The sequence below is a fragment of the Serratia sp. HRI genome, from assembly GCF_010119335.3.
GTDB lineage: Bacteria > Pseudomonadota > Gammaproteobacteria > Enterobacterales > Enterobacteriaceae > Serratia > Serratia nevei.
Genome location: NZ_CP083690.1, coordinates 3,901,274 through 3,917,397, shown reverse-complemented (window position 1 = coordinate 3,917,397; position 16,124 = coordinate 3,901,274). Strand labels below are relative to the sequence as shown.

At 60.0% G+C, this 16,124-nt stretch carries 16 protein-coding genes; 5 read left to right on the top strand and 11 right to left on the bottom strand.

Going from position 1 to position 16,124, the window contains the following annotated elements:
• Positions 1-149: 149 nt before the first annotated feature.
• Both lepB and lepA read right to left on the bottom strand, forming a co-directional pair.
• Complete coding sequence (gene lepB, locus GF111_RS18790) at positions 150-1,127, bottom strand: signal peptidase I (protein WP_033644122.1); 978 nt, start codon at positions 1,125-1,127, stop codon at positions 150-152.
• A gap of 32 nt (positions 1,128-1,159) precedes the next feature.
• The gene (gene lepA, locus GF111_RS18785; RefSeq protein ID WP_038870842.1) at positions 1,160-2,959 is read right to left on the bottom strand and encodes a translation elongation factor 4; all 1,800 of its coding nucleotides are present in this window, start codon (positions 2,957-2,959) and stop codon (positions 1,160-1,162) included.
• 518 nt (positions 2,960-3,477) lie between these two features.
• Between lepA and GF111_RS18780 the strand changes: the two genes are divergently transcribed.
• Positions 3,478-4,314 carry a hypothetical protein gene (locus GF111_RS18780; protein WP_134267946.1) on the top strand — a complete coding sequence of 279 codons (837 nt, stop codon included), beginning with the start codon at positions 3,478-3,480 and terminating at the stop codon, positions 4,312-4,314.
• On the opposite strand, the gene rseC is transcribed toward GF111_RS18780, so the two are convergent.
• Genes rseC through rpoE form a run of 4 tightly spaced genes read right to left on the bottom strand, consistent with a single transcriptional unit; the run spans position 4,311 to position 7,002 of the window.
• Positions 4,311-4,787, bottom strand: coding sequence for a SoxR-reducing system protein RseC (gene rseC, locus GF111_RS18775; protein WP_147190322.1), 477 nt, complete (start codon positions 4,785-4,787; stop codon positions 4,311-4,313). The two genes, GF111_RS18780 and rseC, sit on opposite strands and share 4 nt — an antisense overlap.
• A complete protein-coding gene (gene rseB / locus GF111_RS18770) occupies positions 4,787-5,743 on the bottom strand; it encodes a sigma-E factor regulatory protein RseB (RefSeq protein WP_038870833.1) in 957 nt (318 codons plus the stop codon). Before rseB ends, rseC begins: the two co-directional genes overlap by 1 nt.
• Positions 5,743-6,396 carry an anti-sigma-E factor RseA gene (gene rseA, locus GF111_RS18765; protein ID WP_162419943.1) on the bottom strand — a complete coding sequence of 218 codons (654 nt, stop codon included), beginning with the start codon at positions 6,394-6,396 and terminating at the stop codon, positions 5,743-5,745. Before rseA ends, rseB begins: the two co-directional genes overlap by 1 nt.
• Positions 6,397-6,426: 30 nt before the next feature.
• Positions 6,427-7,002: an RNA polymerase sigma factor RpoE gene (gene rpoE / locus GF111_RS18760; protein WP_004929136.1), complete on the bottom strand. Its 576-nt coding sequence runs from the start codon at positions 7,000-7,002 to the stop codon at positions 6,427-6,429.
• A 214-nt stretch (positions 7,003-7,216) separates the two neighbouring features.
• Here rpoE and nadB point away from each other — a divergent pair, with 214 nt between their 5' ends.
• Positions 7,217-8,818, top strand: a complete 1,602-nt coding sequence (gene nadB / locus GF111_RS18755; protein WP_016929796.1) for an L-aspartate oxidase — start codon at positions 7,217-7,219, stop codon at positions 8,816-8,818.
• Positions 8,819-8,856: 38 nt separating this feature from the next.
• Here the strand turns inward: nadB and GF111_RS18750 are convergent, their stop codons facing one another.
• Positions 8,857-9,636, bottom strand: coding sequence for a tRNA1(Val) (adenine(37)-N6)-methyltransferase (locus GF111_RS18750; RefSeq protein ID WP_038870825.1), 780 nt, complete (start codon positions 9,634-9,636; stop codon positions 8,857-8,859).
• A 99-nt stretch (positions 9,637-9,735) separates the two neighbouring features.
• Between GF111_RS18750 and srmB the strand changes: the two genes are divergently transcribed.
• Positions 9,736-11,058, top strand: a complete 1,323-nt coding sequence (gene srmB / locus GF111_RS18745; RefSeq protein WP_038870822.1) for an ATP-dependent RNA helicase SrmB — start codon at positions 9,736-9,738, stop codon at positions 11,056-11,058.
• A gap of 52 nt (positions 11,059-11,110) precedes the next feature.
• Here the strand turns inward: srmB and GF111_RS18740 are convergent, their stop codons facing one another.
• The 3 genes from GF111_RS18740 to grcA all read right to left on the bottom strand — a co-directional run bounded on the left by GF111_RS18740 (position 11,111) and on the right by grcA (position 13,394).
• A complete protein-coding gene (locus GF111_RS18740; protein ID WP_147190320.1) occupies positions 11,111-11,866 on the bottom strand; it encodes an ankyrin repeat domain-containing protein in 756 nt (251 codons plus the stop codon).
• The gene (locus GF111_RS18735; RefSeq protein WP_047730056.1) at positions 11,859-12,827 is read right to left on the bottom strand and encodes a DUF2974 domain-containing protein; all 969 of its coding nucleotides are present in this window, start codon (positions 12,825-12,827) and stop codon (positions 11,859-11,861) included. Before GF111_RS18735 ends, GF111_RS18740 begins: the two co-directional genes overlap by 8 nt.
• 183 nt (positions 12,828-13,010) lie before the next feature.
• Positions 13,011-13,394: an autonomous glycyl radical cofactor GrcA gene (grcA, locus tag GF111_RS18730; protein ID WP_004929114.1), complete on the bottom strand. Its 384-nt coding sequence runs from the start codon at positions 13,392-13,394 to the stop codon at positions 13,011-13,013.
• A gap of 346 nt (positions 13,395-13,740) precedes the next feature.
• On the opposite strand from grcA, the gene ung reads away from it, so the two are divergent.
• Positions 13,741-14,424, top strand: a complete 684-nt coding sequence (ung, locus tag GF111_RS18725; RefSeq protein ID WP_033635636.1) for a uracil-DNA glycosylase — start codon at positions 13,741-13,743, stop codon at positions 14,422-14,424.
• Positions 14,425-14,480: 56 nt separating this feature from the next.
• On the opposite strand, the gene grpE is transcribed toward ung, so the two are convergent.
• Positions 14,481-15,065: a nucleotide exchange factor GrpE gene (grpE, locus tag GF111_RS18720; RefSeq protein WP_025159545.1), complete on the bottom strand. Its 585-nt coding sequence runs from the start codon at positions 15,063-15,065 to the stop codon at positions 14,481-14,483.
• Positions 15,066-15,190: 125 nt separating this feature from the next.
• Between grpE and nadK the strand changes: the two genes are divergently transcribed.
• Complete coding sequence (gene nadK, locus GF111_RS18715) at positions 15,191-16,069, top strand: NAD(+) kinase (RefSeq protein WP_019452304.1); 879 nt, start codon at positions 15,191-15,193, stop codon at positions 16,067-16,069.
• Positions 16,070-16,124: the final 55 nt, after the last annotated feature.

The following is a 16,124-nucleotide window of genomic DNA, read 5'->3' as shown; positions in this document are numbered from 1 at the left end:
GTTTGCAGTGGCTCCCAGCAGGAGCCAACTTTTTATCGCTCGAGGAACTATTCTACAACGAGTGGAAACATAATGCTGTGTTTATATCCCCTTAATCTTTCACGCCGCAGTAGGCTGCGGCGTGAAATAGACAGAGAATAAGTCAGCGATTAATGAATGCCGCCGATCCGGCTGAAACGCACGCCGGTAGGCCACTCGCCTTCCTGCTTTTCAAAGCTCATCCAGATGGCCGTGGCTTTACCCACCAGATTCTTCTCCGGCACAAAGCCCCAGTAGCGGCTGTCCGCGCTGTTGTCGCGGTTGTCGCCCATCATGAAGTAATGCCCGGCCGGCACCACCCACTCCGCCAGCGGTTTGCCCGGCTGTTGGTAGTAAGCGCCCACCTGATCCTGCGTGCCCGGCACGGTCAGGATGCGGTGGGTCACGTTGCCCAGGCTCTCCTGACGCTCGCGCAGACGAATGCCGCCCTGCGGCACGTTGTCGTTCAGCGGGATTTGGTAGAAGCCGTTGCTGGCCTCGCCCATGCCGCTGCGGCTGAACAGCTGCACGAAGTCGCTCGGCTGGGCGTCCGCGTAGGTCACCGCCAGCGCGGTATCGCAGGACTGCCCGCTGTTGCAGGACGGCTGCACCGTGACGCGCTTATTCACCGGATCGTAAGTAATACGATCGCCCGGCAGGCCAATTACGCGCTTGATATAATCGAGCTTCGGATCCAGCGGATATTTAAATACCGCAATATCGCCGCGCTTCGGATGGCCGGTTTCAATGAGCGTGGTCTGGGTAATCGGATCTTTAATGCCGTAGGCATATTTCTCCACCAGAATGAAATCGCCAATCAACAGCGTCGGCATCATTGAGCCGGACGGGATCTGGAACGGTTCGTAAATAAACGAACGCACCACAAAGACCAGCAACAGCACCGGGAACACCGATGCGCCAGTCTCTACCCAACCAGGCTGCTTCGCCACTTTCGCCAGCGTTTTATCGTCTACGGCGCCCGCGGTCTGCTCGTTGACCGCCGCGATCTTCGCGCGGCGGGCCGGCGCCCATTTAAAGCGCTCGAAGCACCAGATGATCCCGGTGACCAGGGTGGCCAACGCCAGGATCAGGGCAAACATATTCGCCATGCAAACTCCCTCGTTTCGCGAACTCGTCGCGGTTACTTGCCGTCTTTACCGACGTGCAGAATGGCCAGGAACGCTTCCTGCGGCAGCTCGACGTTGCCGACCTGCTTCATGCGTTTCTTACCGTCTTTCTGTTTCTGCAGCAGCTTTTTCTTACGGCTGACGTCACCGCCGTAGCATTTTGCCAGCACGTTTTTACGCAACTGCTTCACGGTGGAACGCGCGATGATGTGGGTGCCGATCGCCGCCTGAATCGCGATGTCGAACTGCTGACGCGGGATCAGCTCTTTCATCTTCTCCACCAGTTCACGGCCGCGGTACTGCGAGTTGTCGCGGTGGGTGATCAGCGCCAGCGCATCCACGCGCTCGTTGTTGATCAGCACGTCCACGCGCACCATGTCGGAAGCCTGGAAGCGCTTGAAGTTGTAATCCAGCGACGCATAGCCGCGCGACGTGGACTTCAGGCGATCGAAGAAGTCGAGCACCACTTCCGCCATCGGGATTTCATAGGTCAATGCCACCTGGTTGCCGTGGTAGACCATGTTGGTCTGCACGCCGCGTTTCTCAACGCACAGGGTGATGACGTTGCCCAGGTATTCCTGCGGCATCAGCATGTGACATTCGGCGATCGGCTCGCGCAGTTCCTGGATATTGTTCAACGGCGGCAGCTTGGACGGGCTGTCGACGTAGATCACTTCTTTGCCGGTGGTTTCCACTTCGTAGACTACCGTCGGCGCGGTGGTGATCAGATCCAGATCGTATTCACGCTCCAGACGCTCCTGAATGATCTCCATGTGCAGCAGGCCGAGGAAGCCGCAGCGGAAGCCGAAGCCCAGCGCGGTGGAGCTTTCCGGTTCGTAGAACAGGGAGGCGTCGTTGAGGCTCAGTTTGCCCAGCGCATCGCGGAAGGATTCATAGTCGTCGGAGCTGATCGGGAACAGACCGGCGTACACCTGCGGCTTCACTTTCTTGAAGCCCGGCAGCGCTTTATCCGCCGGCTGACGCGCCTGCGTCAGGGTATCGCCCACCGGCGCGCCGAGGATGTCTTTGATCGCACAGACCAGCCAACCCACTTCGCCGCAGTTCAGCACATCGCGATCGACCTGCTTCGGCGTGAAGATGCCCAGGCGATCGGCGTTGTACACCTGGCCGGTGCTCATGACCTTGATCTTGTCGCCCTTGCGCAGCGTGCCGTTCTTGACGCGCACCAGAGACACGACGCCCAGGTAGTTATCGAACCAGGAGTCAATGATCAGCGCCTGCAGCGGCGCATCCGGATCGCCCTGCGGCGGCGGGATGTCGCGCACCAGGCGCTCCAGCACGTCAGGCACGCCGACGCCGGTTTTGGCCGAGCAGCGTACCGCATCGGTAGCGTCGATGCCGACAATGTCTTCGATTTCCTGCGCGGCGCGATCCGGATCGGCGGCCGGCAGGTCAATCTTGTTCAGTACCGGCACCACTTCCAGATCCATTTCGATCGCGGTGTAGCAGTTGGCCAGCGTCTGGGCTTCTACGCCCTGACCGGCATCCACCACCAGCAGCGCGCCTTCGCAGGCCGCCAGCGAGCGGGAAACTTCATAGGAGAAGTCAACGTGGCCGGGGGTGTCGATAAAGTTGAGTTGATAGGTCTGCCCATCCAGCGCCTTATAATCCAGCGTCACGCTCTGCGCTTTGATGGTGATGCCGCGCTCGCGCTCCAGATCCATGGAATCGAGCACCTGCGCGGCCATTTCACGGTCGGACAAGCCACCGCAGATTTGGATAATGCGGTCAGACAGCGTCGACTTACCGTGGTCAATATGGGCAATAATGGAGAAATTTCGTATATGCTTCATTATAAAAGTTTTTCTGCCTTGGTATTTCTGAATTACTCGCCTATAGAAACCCGCATGGACCTAAAGCGACAGTGAATGGGTTAGGCCGTCTTGCACCTGAATCGCTGCATTCTACATGCCACACCACTGAAAACCTAGCGATCGGTGCAGTGAAGGCATTCTATTATGCGCAGCTAAATGTTACAGGGCACCCCGGCGGGTGAAAACAGATGTTAACGCGGACGATACGGCCTGAACCCAAGGCTTGCAGGTGCTTCGTGGCCGTCAAACTCCGGCGCTAATACATAACCGGCCGCAGCGCAATAAACCCTCTCCGAAATTATAAGAAAAGAATATTTGGATCAACCTCTTAGAATTCCATTTCGCCCCTCTGCCTTTAGGAAAAACCCCATATACGCCCCCACCGCCCCTCGGATAGAAAGGGCGTGAACTCCGCGACAAAACATTATTCCGGGCACGACATCGGCAGCCCACCGGGGTTCAGCAGCATATCTGCGTACGTTGATTGGAAGGTGCATATGATCGATAAAGGGCAAATGCTGAGCCGGCACGATTTTTCGAAGGTCAACTGGGGCATTCTGGCGGCGGCGGCGCTGCTGTTTAGCGTGGGGGCCGCGCTGTTGGTGCTGCCGCTGCTGAGCAACATTGATGAGAGCGAAGTCATCACGCTGTTGCAGGCCGGCGCGGGCACGGTTTTACTCGGCTGTACGCTGCTGGCGCTGCGGCATTATCTGCGCCCGGCGCTGACCTATCGCCTGTACGAGCATGGCGTGCGGGTCTTTGACGGCCACCATCACAAAGAGCGCTTCATTCCGTTTGAGAAGATCGGCGACATCTATCGCTTTCGCGGCGGCAAAGCTTTTGGCGGGCTGTTTGACGTCACGGCGTTCCGCGCCGGCGCGGATCAGCCCTGGTGTACGGTTTTCAGCAACGTCGCCCATTCGTGGCGGCTGGCGGACGTGATCGTTGACCAACAGCTGCAGCAGCGCGGGCCGCTGGCATTGAATGCGCTCTATCAAGGGGAGGTGGTGCCGTTTCACACCGTTGAGGGCGACGCACGCTGGCTGTGGCAGCTGCTGCTGGGCAAACGGCAAGGTACGCCGACCGAAACGCTGCGGCTAAGCGCCACCTTGCTGGCCACGGAAAGGGGAAACGTGCCGCTCGAGCAGATCCGTGCGGTGGAAAACCATCCGCAGCGCGGCATCCGTTTGCTCGACGGCCAGGGAAATGTGCTGTTTGCGATTAACTACGATTCGCTGCTCAGCGCCGATCTGTTCATCGCGCTGTTGGAGCATATGATCCACAACCGCATCCCCGCCTATCACAACCCGGCGATGACGCGGCCGTCGGTTTAAATCAGCGGGGAGTTTTCCGCCTGCATGCGCATCGCGGTAGGCGGCAACCCAATCTGCAGCACCACCGGCTGGTACTCGGCCTGCTCGCCCAGACGCCGGGCCAACCGGCGCGCCAGCATAAAGGCCGCCCCGCCGCCCAGCACGGCGCCGACTGCCGCCGAAGCGTCGCTGCCGAAACAGTATTGCAGCAACGTGCCGCCCAACATCATGCCCAGCAGCGGCGTTAAGTAAACCAGCATGGCGGAGCGCAGCAGGCTGCCTTCCGCAATGCCGACCTCAACGCGCTGCCCCGGTTCAAGCGGCTGATCGATATGCACCTGCAGCTGATGCTCGGTTTCCGGCACCAGCTCGTTCAACGCGCGCGCGCCGCAGCCGGAGCGCGCGGTACAGCTGCCGCAGCCGGCATTGGGTTCACAGCGCAGCAGCGCTACGCCCTGTTGCCACGAAACCACCGTGGCCCACTCTTTCATCATTACGGCGATACCTTGAAAGAAATGCTGTCGGCGATGCGCTTGGCCGTAGCCGGCGGCAATTCGCCCACGATAGTGATTTCGTTGCCCGAGCGTACTTCGGTCTGAATGGTGCGGCGCCCCTGACGGTAGTATTGCTGCCCGGCTCCGCTGCCCGCCGGGCTGACGTTGACCGAGAAGCTGAACAGACCGTCGCTGTAAAGCCGGGATTCGACCGGCACGGCAACGTTTGGCAATTTGCGACGATTGCGCGCCACCTCGTCCACCCCGGCCGGCAGCCAGCCGGTGCTCCAGCTGAGCTGGACGTTCTCCACCGCCGGCAGCGACAGCAGCGGCGGCAGGTTGGCCTTGAGCAGCCCCTGCATCGCGCCCTGCACCTCGGCGCCGACCGCGAAGGAGATCACCCGATATTGCTCCAGCGTTTCGCCGTCGCGATCGAGCAGATCCACCCGCAGCGGCAGCTTGGTGTCCTCGTCCATCCAGACGATGTAACTGTAGCGGGAACCGTCGCGCGCCACCACGCGCAGCACTTCACACGGCCGATCGGCGATGCGGGTGCTGCCCACGGAGATGAAGTCGTAGTACTTGGCCAGACGGGTGAAATCGGCATAGACGATCGCCGGCAGCGCATCGACGATGTGATCGCCGGTGAGCGTGAACGGCTCCAGGCCAGGCTCGAAGTAGCTGATCCCGCCGCCGCGCTGCAATACTTCGCGGCGCGGGCCATCCATGTGCAACAGCTGACCGAGCGGCACGTTGCCGATCACCGCATGGCGATAGCGCAACGACTCGATTCCCTGCTTGCTGATGCTGATGTAGGCGAGCTCGTAATTGAGAGAACGGCTGGCGCTGCTCATCTGTTGCAATAACGCCCCGGACGCAGTCGGCTGCGCCGGGGCGATGCTGGAATAGAGCAGGCTGCCCGTCAATAAACAAACGGAGAACCAGATTTGCTTCATTACTGCTGTTGCATTCCTAAAGACTGAGTTCCGGGAACCTGAATGGCAGCCTGTTGCGGATTGCTTTGTTCAAGCTGCAGCTGATCCGAATGCAGGCGACGTTGCAGTTCATAGTCCTGCAGCATGGCGTTGATACGCTTGCGCTGTTCCTGCACCTGCTGCTGTTGGCCGCTGCCGGTGGAGAAGCTGTCGGCCGGGACGCCCAGGCTGACCGGTGAAGCCTGGCCCATAATCGGCAGCGTGGTGAAGGCCGGCGATTCGGACGCGTTCGATGACGCAGCAGGTTGGTTATAGTGCTGTACGCCGACGATCACCGCCAGCGACACGCAGGCCGCCATACCGATTTGCGTAATCTGGCTCGCCCAAGGACGCACTTTGTCCCAGAACGGCATTTTCTGCCAGGTGTGAGGCTGCGGCTGAGATTCCTGAACGGCGGAAGGCACCAGCCGGGCAGGTTCTTTCTCAAGTGCAGCGGCGACGCGATCGGCGATATCGAAATGCATCACTTGTCCGATATCACCCCGCAGTGTGTCACGTATCAGGTGATAGCTCTGCCAGCTTTGCTGAAGCGTTCGATCTTGCGACAGAGAACTCAACAGCTCGCTGTCGAACGATTCACTATCCATCAGAGCGGAAAGCTTTTCTTTCTGCATGCCTAAGTACCCTTCCTGTGCCCGCCATTGCTAACGCTGGATCAGCGGTTGAACTTTATTATCGATAGCTTCCCGGGCGCGGAAAATACGCGAACGTACGGTTCCGACCGGGCAATCCATGATGGCGGCTATCTCTTCGTAGCTTAGACCATCCAACTCCCGCAGGGTAATCGCCATGCGAAGATCCTCAGGGAGAGACTCAATGGTACGGAAAACTATCTGTCTCAGCTCTTCTGACAACATTAAGTTCTCAGGGTTCGAAATTTCTTTCAGTGCGCCCGCACTTTCGTAATTTTCCGCATCGTTGGCGTCCACATCACTGGATGGCGGACGGCGCCCCTGAGCAACCAGATAATTCTTTGCCGTGTTCACGGCGATTCGATACAACCAGGTATAAAAAGCGCTGTCGCCACGGAACGACTCCAGTGCGCGATAGGCCTTGATAAACGACTCCTGCACCACATCGGGCACATCGCCCTGCGGCACATAGCGGGAAACGAGACTCGCCACCTTATGCTGATAGCGCACTACCAGTAGGTTAAACGATTTCTGATCGCCCTTTTGGACCCGCTCGACCAGAACTTGATCCGTTAACTGCTCGCTCATCCGAGGTAAACTCTCCCCAAATCCGTCTCCACGCGTAAAATTGTACTGCCAGCCATACATTATTTTCCTGAGCAAGCACTCGCTTGGAGTTCATATAGAACACGAAGTTCCATATCGCCATTGTTTTTTCTGTTGATGTCACCCTATCCGTGGCTTTTGCCCGGACAGTTAGGCTAACATGAAATTCACTCTTCTTCTGCACACATCATACGTTATGCAACCATCATCTGAACATGTTAGCGATGTACTGATCGTCGGCAGCGGCGCTGCGGGCCTGTCACTGGCGCTGCGCCTGGCGCAGCATTGCAAGGTTACCGTTCTCAGCAAGGGGCCGCTCAGCGAGGGCGCCACCTTTTACGCCCAAGGCGGGATCGCCGCGGTGTTCGATGAGACGGACAGCATTGCCTCACACGTTGATGACACTTTGATTGCCGGCGCCGGCCTGTGCGACAAAGAGGCCGTCGAATTCATCGCCGGCAACGCGCGCCACTGCGTGCAGTGGCTGATCGATCAGGGCGTGCTGTTCGACACCGAGGTCAACGCGCAAGGCGAGGCGCATTATCACCTCACGCGCGAAGGCGGCCACAGCCATCGCCGCATCCTGCACGCCGCGGACGCGACCGGTAAGGAAGTAGAGACCACGCTGGTGGGGAAAGCAAGCGCTCACCCCAATATTTGCGTGATGGAGCGCCGCAACGCGGTTGACCTCATCACCTCGAACAAAATCGGCCTGCCGGGCACCCGCCGAGTGGTGGGCGCTTACGTCTGGAACCGCGAGCTGGAGCGGGTGGAAACCTATCGCGCCAAAACGGTGGTGCTGGCGACCGGCGGCGCGGCCAAGGTATACCAATACACCACCAACCCGGACATCTCCTCCGGCGACGGCATCGCCATGGCCTGGCGCGCCGGTTGCCGGGTCGCCAACCTCGAGTTCAACCAGTTCCACCCGACCTGCCTGTTCCATCCGCAGGCGCGCAACTTTCTGCTGACCGAAGCGCTGCGCGGCGAAGGGGCTTACCTGAAGCGCCCGGACGGCAGCCGCTTTATGCCCGATTTTGACCCGCGCGGCGAACTGGCCCCGCGCGATATCGTCGCCCGCGCCATCGACCATGAAATGAAGCGCCTGGGCGCCGACTGCATGTACCTGGACATCAGCCACAAGCCGGCGGAGTTCATCACCCAGCACTTCCCGATGATCCACGAGAAGCTGCTGACGCTGGGCTTCGATCTGACCCGACAGCCGATCCCGATCGTCCCGGCGGCGCACTACACCTGCGGCGGCGTGATGGTCGATCAGCACGGCCGCACCGATCTCGACGGGCTGTACGCCATCGGTGAGGTCAGCTATACCGGTCTGCACGGTGCCAACCGCATGGCGTCGAATTCGCTGCTGGAGTGCCTGGTATACGGTTGGTCGGCGGCGGAAGACATTCTGCAGCGCCTGCCGTTTATTCAGCAGGCCAAACAGGTGCCGCACTGGGATGAAAGCCGGGTGGACGATGCGGACGAACGGGTGGTGATTCAGCACAACTGGCACGAGCTGCGGCTGTTCATGTGGGATTACGTCGGCATCGTGCGCACCACCAAGCGGCTGGAGCGCGCACTGCGCCGCATCAACACGCTGCAGGCGGAAATCGACGAGTACTACGCTCACTTCCGCATCTCCAACAACCTGCTGGAGCTGCGCAATTTGGTGCAGGTGGCCGAGCTTATCGTGCGCAGCGCCATGGCGCGCAAAGAGAGCCGCGGCCTACACTACACGCTGGACTATCCGGACCTGCTGCCGGAAGCGCTGCCGACCATTTTGCAGCCTTAACCTCTGCGACAGGGCGCCTAATCGGCGCCATTTTCTTTTCAGTAGAACAGGTAGAAGTCGGCGATCAACCGACGGAAATCGTCGGTGTAGCTGCCATCGGCCTGTTTGATCGCCAGCGCCTGCTCCCGCAGCGGCGTTTCCCGCCGCGTCAGCGCCAGCAGCACCCGATGCAGCGGCGTATCGGCCCGATCGCTGACGTTCACCTTCGCCGCCGTCTGCCAGCCGTTTTGCTGCGCGAGACGTTCGAATTCGGCGCCGATGTCGTGCGGCAGCACCACGCAGAACGTTCCCTGTTCCGCCAGCAGCTGTGCCGCACAGGCCAACAGCGCATCGTGCGTCAGGGTTTCGGTGTAGCGCGCGTTGTGGCGCGCCTGGTCGCGGCAGGCCACCGCCGGCTCGAAATAAGGCGGATTGCTGACGATCAGATCATACTCAGCGGCATGCTGCTGCGCATAATGGTGAATATCCTGCGCATGCACGCGGATCCGCTGCGGCCACGGCGATTCCGCCGCGTTTTCGCGCGCCTGGCCGGCGGCGGCGTCATCCAGCTCCACCGCATCGACGGTCACCTCGTCGCCGCTGCGCTGCGCCAGCATCAGCGCGATCAGCCCGCTGCCGCTGCCGATGTCCAGCACCCGACGCGCTTGCCCCAGCGGCGCCCAGGCGCCAAGTAGCACCCCGTCGGTGCCCACTTTCATGGCGCAACGATCGTGGGCGACAAAGAATTGTTTAAAGGTAAAACCCCCGCGGCGCGGGGTAAAATCGGCTTTCGATCGCTTGCTCACACTCACCACCTGGCTATAAAACTGGCGTAGCATAAGGCAATCTGATCGGCGGGAAAAGAGCGGCTTTCCGCTTAAATAGGTGAAGATCGCGGCCAACCCGTCTATAATCGGCGCCCCAAGTAGAGGTAGACCATGACAGCAACCACTTTTTCCGAACTCGAACTCGATGAACGCCTGGTACTCGCACTGCGCGATAAAGGCTACGATCGCCCCACCGCTATTCAAGCCGAAGCGATCCCGCCGGCGATGGACGGGCGCGACGTCTTAGGTTCGGCTCCGACCGGCACCGGCAAAACCGCCGCCTTCTTGCTGCCCGTGTTGCAGCACCTGCTGGACTTCCCACGCAAGAAATCCGGTCCGCCACGCGTACTGATCCTTACCCCGACGCGTGAGTTAGCGATGCAAGTGGCCGATCAGGCGCGTGAGTTGGCTGCTCATACCTCGCTGGATATCGCCACCATCACCGGCGGCGTCGCTTACATGAACCACGCGGAAGTGTTCAGCGAAAACCAGGACGTGGTGGTCGCCACCACCGGCCGTTTGCTGCAATACATTAAAGAAGAGAACTTCGACTGCCGCGCGGTGGAAACCCTGATCCTCGACGAAGCCGACCGCATGCTCGACATGGGCTTCGCGCAGGACATCGAAACCATCTCCGCCGAAACCCGCTGGCGCAACCAGACGCTGCTGTTCTCCGCCACGCTGGAAGGCGAAGCGATCCGCGAATTCGCCGAGCGCATCCTGAAAGAGCCGGTGGAAGTGGAAGCCGATCCGTCGCGCCGCGAACGCAAAAAGATCCTGCAGTGGTACTACCGCGCTGATGACGTGCAGCACAAAACCGCGCTGCTGATCCACCTGCTGAAGCAGTCGGACGTGCAGAAATCGGTGATCTTCGTGCGCAAACGCGAGCGCGTGCACGAGCTGGCCACCTGGCTGCGCGAAGCGGGCATCAACACCTGCTATCTCGAAGGCGAAATGGTGCAAGCCAAACGCAACGAAGCGGTCAAACGCATGATGGATGGCCGGGTTAACGTGCTGGTCGCCACCGACGTTGCCGCACGCGGTCTGGATATCCTCGATATCACCCACGTGTTCAACTTCGACATGCCGCGCACGGCGGACACCTACCTACACCGCATCGGCCGTACCGGCCGTGCCGGGCGCAAAGGCACCGCCATTTCGCTGGTGGAAGCGCACGACCATCTGCTGCTGGGCAAAGTGGGCCGTTACCTGAACGAGCCGCTGAAAGCACGCGTGATCGACGAACTGCGGCCGAAAACCAAGGTGCCGAACGAGAAGAGCAACGGCAAGCCATCGAAGAAAGTGCTGGCCAAACGCGCGGAAGACAAGGCGAAGAACAAAGAAAAGGCCAAGGTAAAAGTGCGCCATCGCGACGCCAAAAACGTCGGCAAACGCCGTCAGGCGAAGGCCAAACCGGCCGGCGACGCGGAATAACCACCGCCGCCTAAGAAAAAACCGCCTTTACAGGCGGTTTTTTTATGGGCGTTTACGGCTGCCCGTAGTGCGTGGCCAGGCGGTGCCCCTGCAGCCATTTATCCAGCTCGCGGAACTGCGCCTTCAGCTCGTCATTCTGCAAATGCGCCGGCGTTTGCGAGAAATAAAACTGGAACGCGACGCCCTGCTGGTTGCGCGCCCGGGCATCGGCCCCGGCCTGCAACAGCAGCAGCGCCAGGTGCGGCGCGTTAATCTTCGCCGCCAGATGCAGCGGAGTATCTCCCAGCCGATCGCTCAACGTGGTGTCCGCCCCGGTCGCCAGCAACAGCCGCAGCTGCTCCTCACGCCCGGCCAGCACCGCCGCCGCGAGCGGCGTGGCGCCGGTAACGGCATTACGCACGTTCACCAGCGCCCCTTTGGCCAGCAACAACCGCAGGTACTGCGCGTCTTGCAGCATCGCCGCGGTGTGCAGCGCGCTGTTGCCGTCCAGCCCTGCCGCCGCCGGGTCGGCGCCGAGATCCAGCAACGCCTGCACGCTACCCGGCTGCTGCGAAAGCACCGCCCACTGCAACAGCGTGACCTGCCGATCGCCCCGTTCGCGTAAGCGATCCTGCGTGGCCTGCGCATGGATACGCTGTGTATCGCCGCGCGCCACCGCCTGAGCCAGCGCCAGATTGCTGTGGCCGTCAAACGGCGAAATCTCCTGCCCCATCTGTTGCTCCTTAGCCATCATCAGTAAACCGGTCACCGCGACCAGCGCCAGTAAGGCTATCGCCAGCGCCCACCGCAAGCGACGTCCTTCAGGCATTGGCCTTCGCCTCCCACGGCTTTTGTTCCGCCATCGAACTTATCACCTTGTCGATGCCGTGTGCCGTCAGGCTGCGATCCAGATGCTTGCTCGGCCGCCAGTCATCGATGCCGGTCAGAGTATCGTTGTTGGCCAGGGTGATGTTGTGGCCAATGGCGTCCGGGATCAGCGAGGTCGATTCCTGGGTGCTGGTCAGCATGTCATATTGCTCGCTGTAGCGGCGAATGCCGCCGGCTTCGGCATCTTTCTTCGCCGCCGCCGGATCGATGCCCAGACGATTCAGGGTGTAATCCGACACCCCGGCCGCGTTGAAGGTGACCGCGACGGTGCCGGTCGCCAGCGCGGCGGTGGCCGCCAGACCACCGCCAAGCGAATGGCCGGCGATCACCAGCGCATCGCCGAAGGCCGCCTTGGCGCTTTTGGCTGCGGCAACCGCCTGATTGTACTGCACATCGTCATAGCCCGTCGCCTGCCGCACGTTGCTCAGCCAGTCGCGCCAGTCGTTGGTGCCGGCGAACGCCAACACATACTGCTTGTCGTTGCTGTAAATCCCAGCCTGGAAACCGCTGCCCGCGTCGTGCAGGCTGGCGGGATCGATGCCGAAACCGAGCAGCGCGCTATCGCTCAGGCGGTTGAACCCGGCAGCACCTTGGCCATTGAGTGAGTAAACGTCCTTGGCCAACAGCGCCAACGCATAATCCCCCTCCTGCGATTGCTGCCCTCGCGTCACGCCCGGCGCCGCCGCAGCCGTCGATGCCGCCGCTGAGATATCACCGACCAGCGTATTCAACAGAGCCTGCGCATTGAGCGTGTTCTGAGAGGGAGAGGCCACCGGCGCCGGATTTGCCGGCGCTGCCGCGGGCTGCGCCGCTGTCGCCGTCGCCGTTTCGGCAGCGGCGCGAGGTGTAGGGATCGCGGCCACCGAGGATACTGCAGAGGTAAAACTTAAAGGCATACTCATGCCGACTCCTTGTCGATAGACTTTTTATTGAGCACCTGAATAGGTGCTGATTTAGCTATCGGCAGGTCGGATGAGTTCTGTATCAGGAATGCTTATCTTTGTAAAGAATGTGATCCGCGTTCGGTTTTCGGCCGCAAAACGCCAGAAAGGGAGCCGAAGCTCCCTGATTGACTGCGCCGCAAATTACAGGCTTTCGGTAAAGGTGCGGGCGATAACGTCGCGCTGCTGTTCCGGCGTCAAGGAGTTGAAGCGCACCGCATAGCCGGAAACGCGGATGGTCAGCTGCGGGTATTTTTCCGGGTGCTTGACCGCGTCTTCCAGTGTTTCGCGACGCAGCACGTTGACGTTCAGGTGCTGACCGCCTTCCACGCGCACGGTCGGCTGCATTTCCAGCGGCACTTCACGGTATTCGATCTGGCCCAGGTCGCTCACCGCGACAACCTGATCTTCCGCGTAGTTGGCCTTGGCGCACACGCAGCGAGCTTCCGCTTTTTCATCGTCCAGCAGCCAGAAAGAATTCACCAGCGCCTGGTCATTCGCTTTGGTAATTTGAATACCGGTAATCATTATGTTGCCTCCGTACAAGGGCGTAAAAATTCACGTCGTGAGAAAACCCAATTCTGGTTTCGGCCATTTGGTAAAACCATTGTTGTCTTGTTGTTCTGTATACCAGCCTGACCGGGCCAGTTCCTTGATTAAAGTCAATTTTTACCGGGTAGGCACAGAGCGTGAAGGGGCAAATTTATGTTTTATATCAATTTTCCCGCTGCGGAAAAAACCAATTATTTTTGTAAATTTTCAAAAATAATTGCATAAGACACGGCGGCGAGAAATGAAAAGCGGGTTTCGCTGCGCGTGCCGACACGGTAAGCTATAGCCCATGAATTGCTAAAGAAAACAAAGGAGAGCGTTTATGGCCACCTCCCTCACCTGGCATGACGTGATCGGCAAAGAGAAAGAGCAGCCCTATTTTGTTGAAACGCTCGCCTTTGTTGCCGCTGAACGCCAGGCCGGTAAGACCATTTATCCACCGCAGAAGGACGTGTTCAACGCTTTCCGCTATACCGAGCTGGCGGACGTCAAGGTCGTCATTCTCGGCCAGGATCCGTATCACGGCCCCAATCAGGCGCACGGCCTCTCTTTCTCGGTGCGCCCCGGCGTACCGGCGCCGCCGTCGCTGGTGAACATGTATAAAGAGCTGGCGACCGACATTCCTGGCTTCGAACGCCCGGATCACGGCTACCTGCAAAGCTGGGCCGAACAGGGGGTGCTGCTGCTCAACACTGTGCTGACGGTGGAAGGCGGCCGCGCGCACTCGCACGCCAACCTGGGCTGGGAAACCTTTACCGACAAAGTGATCGCCGCCCTGAACGAGAACCGTGAAGGCGTGGTGTTCCTGCTGTGGGGCTCGCACGCGCAGAAGAAAGGCAACTTTATCGACCGCAACCGCCACCATGTGCTGAAGGCGCCGCACCCGTCGCCGCTCTCCGCGCACCGCGGTTTCCTCGGCTGCCGTCACTTCTCGCAGGCCAATCAGCTGCTGGAGCAGCAAGGGCTCACGCCAATCGACTGGATGCCGCGCCTGCCGCAGGCGTAGTCCGGAGACAAAAAAGGCACCCTCGGGTGCCTTTCTTTATGCCGTTGCCGAGGCGATTACGCCTTGGCTTTGGAGACTGCAACCATCGCCGGGCGCAGCAGGCGGCCGTTCAGCGTATAGCCTTTCTGCATCACCATCATCACGTGGTTCGGCTGGTGATCGGCGGATTCCATCATGCTCATCGCCTGATGTACTTCCGGGTTGAACGGCACGTTGACGTCGCCGACGATTTCGATGCCGTACTTGCGCACCACGTCCAGCAGCGATTTCAGCGTCAGCTCGATGCCTTCGATCATCGCGGCCAGTTCCGGGTTGTTTTTATCCGCCAGATCCAGCGCGCGCTCCAGATTGTCGATCACCGGCAGCAGATCGCCGGAGAATTTCTCCAGGGCGAACTTGTGCGCTTTCTCGACGTCCAGTTCGGCGCGGCGGCGAATGTTTTCCGCTTCCGCTTTGGCGCGCAGCAGGCTGTCGCGCTCGTGCTGCTGAGCTTCCGCCAGTTGGGCTTCCAGTTCGGCGATACGCGCATCGCGCAGATCGACGCCTTCCGCCGCTTCCGGCAGCGTATCCTCGTGATGAGCGTGTTGTTCCATTTCTTCCGAGACTTGCTCGTTTGGCGTCTTCTGTTCTTTACTACTCATGAATATCTCCGCGTTTTAGCATTAATCTCGCAACTTGGCTTATTATGGGGATCAAAACCGGGGTTTCAAGTCAACCGGTCACAATGTGGGGCATAAACGGGTCCCGGTGAGGAAAATCACAACAAATGAATAAAAAATTCGCCTGTATTGGCATTGTTGGCCACCCGCGTCACCCTTCAGCGCTGGCAACCCACGAGATGCTGTTCCACTGGCTGGTCGCCCGCGGCTATTCGGTGATGGTCGAACGCCAGATCGCCCATGATTTGGGGCTGAAAGACGCCGTGACCGGCAGCCTGGCGGATATCGGCCAGCGGGCCGACCTGGCGGTGGTGGTCGGCGGCGACGGCAACATGCTCGGCGCCGCGCGCGTGCTGGCGCGCTACGACATCAAGGTGATCGGGGTCAACCGCGGCAACCTCGGCTTCCTCACCGATCTCGATCCCGACAACGCCCTGCAGCAGCTGGCGGACGTGCTGGAAGGCGAGTACATCGACGAACAGCGTTTCCTGCTGGAAACCATCGTGCATAAAGAGCACCAGCAGTGCCGCATCAGCACCGCCATCAATGAAGTGGTGCTGCACCCCGGCAAAGTGGCGCACATGATCGAATTCGAGGTGTACATCGACGATCGCTTCGCCTTCTCGCAGCGCTCCGACGGCCTGATCATCGCCACGCCGACCGGCTCCACCGCCTACTCGCTCTCCGCCGGCGGGCCTATCCTCACCCCGTCGCTGGAGGCGATCGCGCTGGTGCCGATGTTCCCGCACACTCTCTCCGCCCGGCCGCTGGTGATCAACGGCGACAGCACCATCCGCCTGAAGTTTTCGCAGATCGGCAGCGATCTGGAGATCAGCTGCGACAGCCAGATCGCGCTGCCGATCCAGGAAGGCGAAGAAGTGCTGATCCGCCGCAGCGATTTCCACCTGAATCTGATTCACCCGAAGGACTACAGCTATTTCAACACGTTAAGCACCAAGCTGGGCTGGTCGAAAAAATTGTTCTAAAATCTGCGCCGGCCACTTTACTGTATATAAAACCAGTTTATACTGTATGAAACTA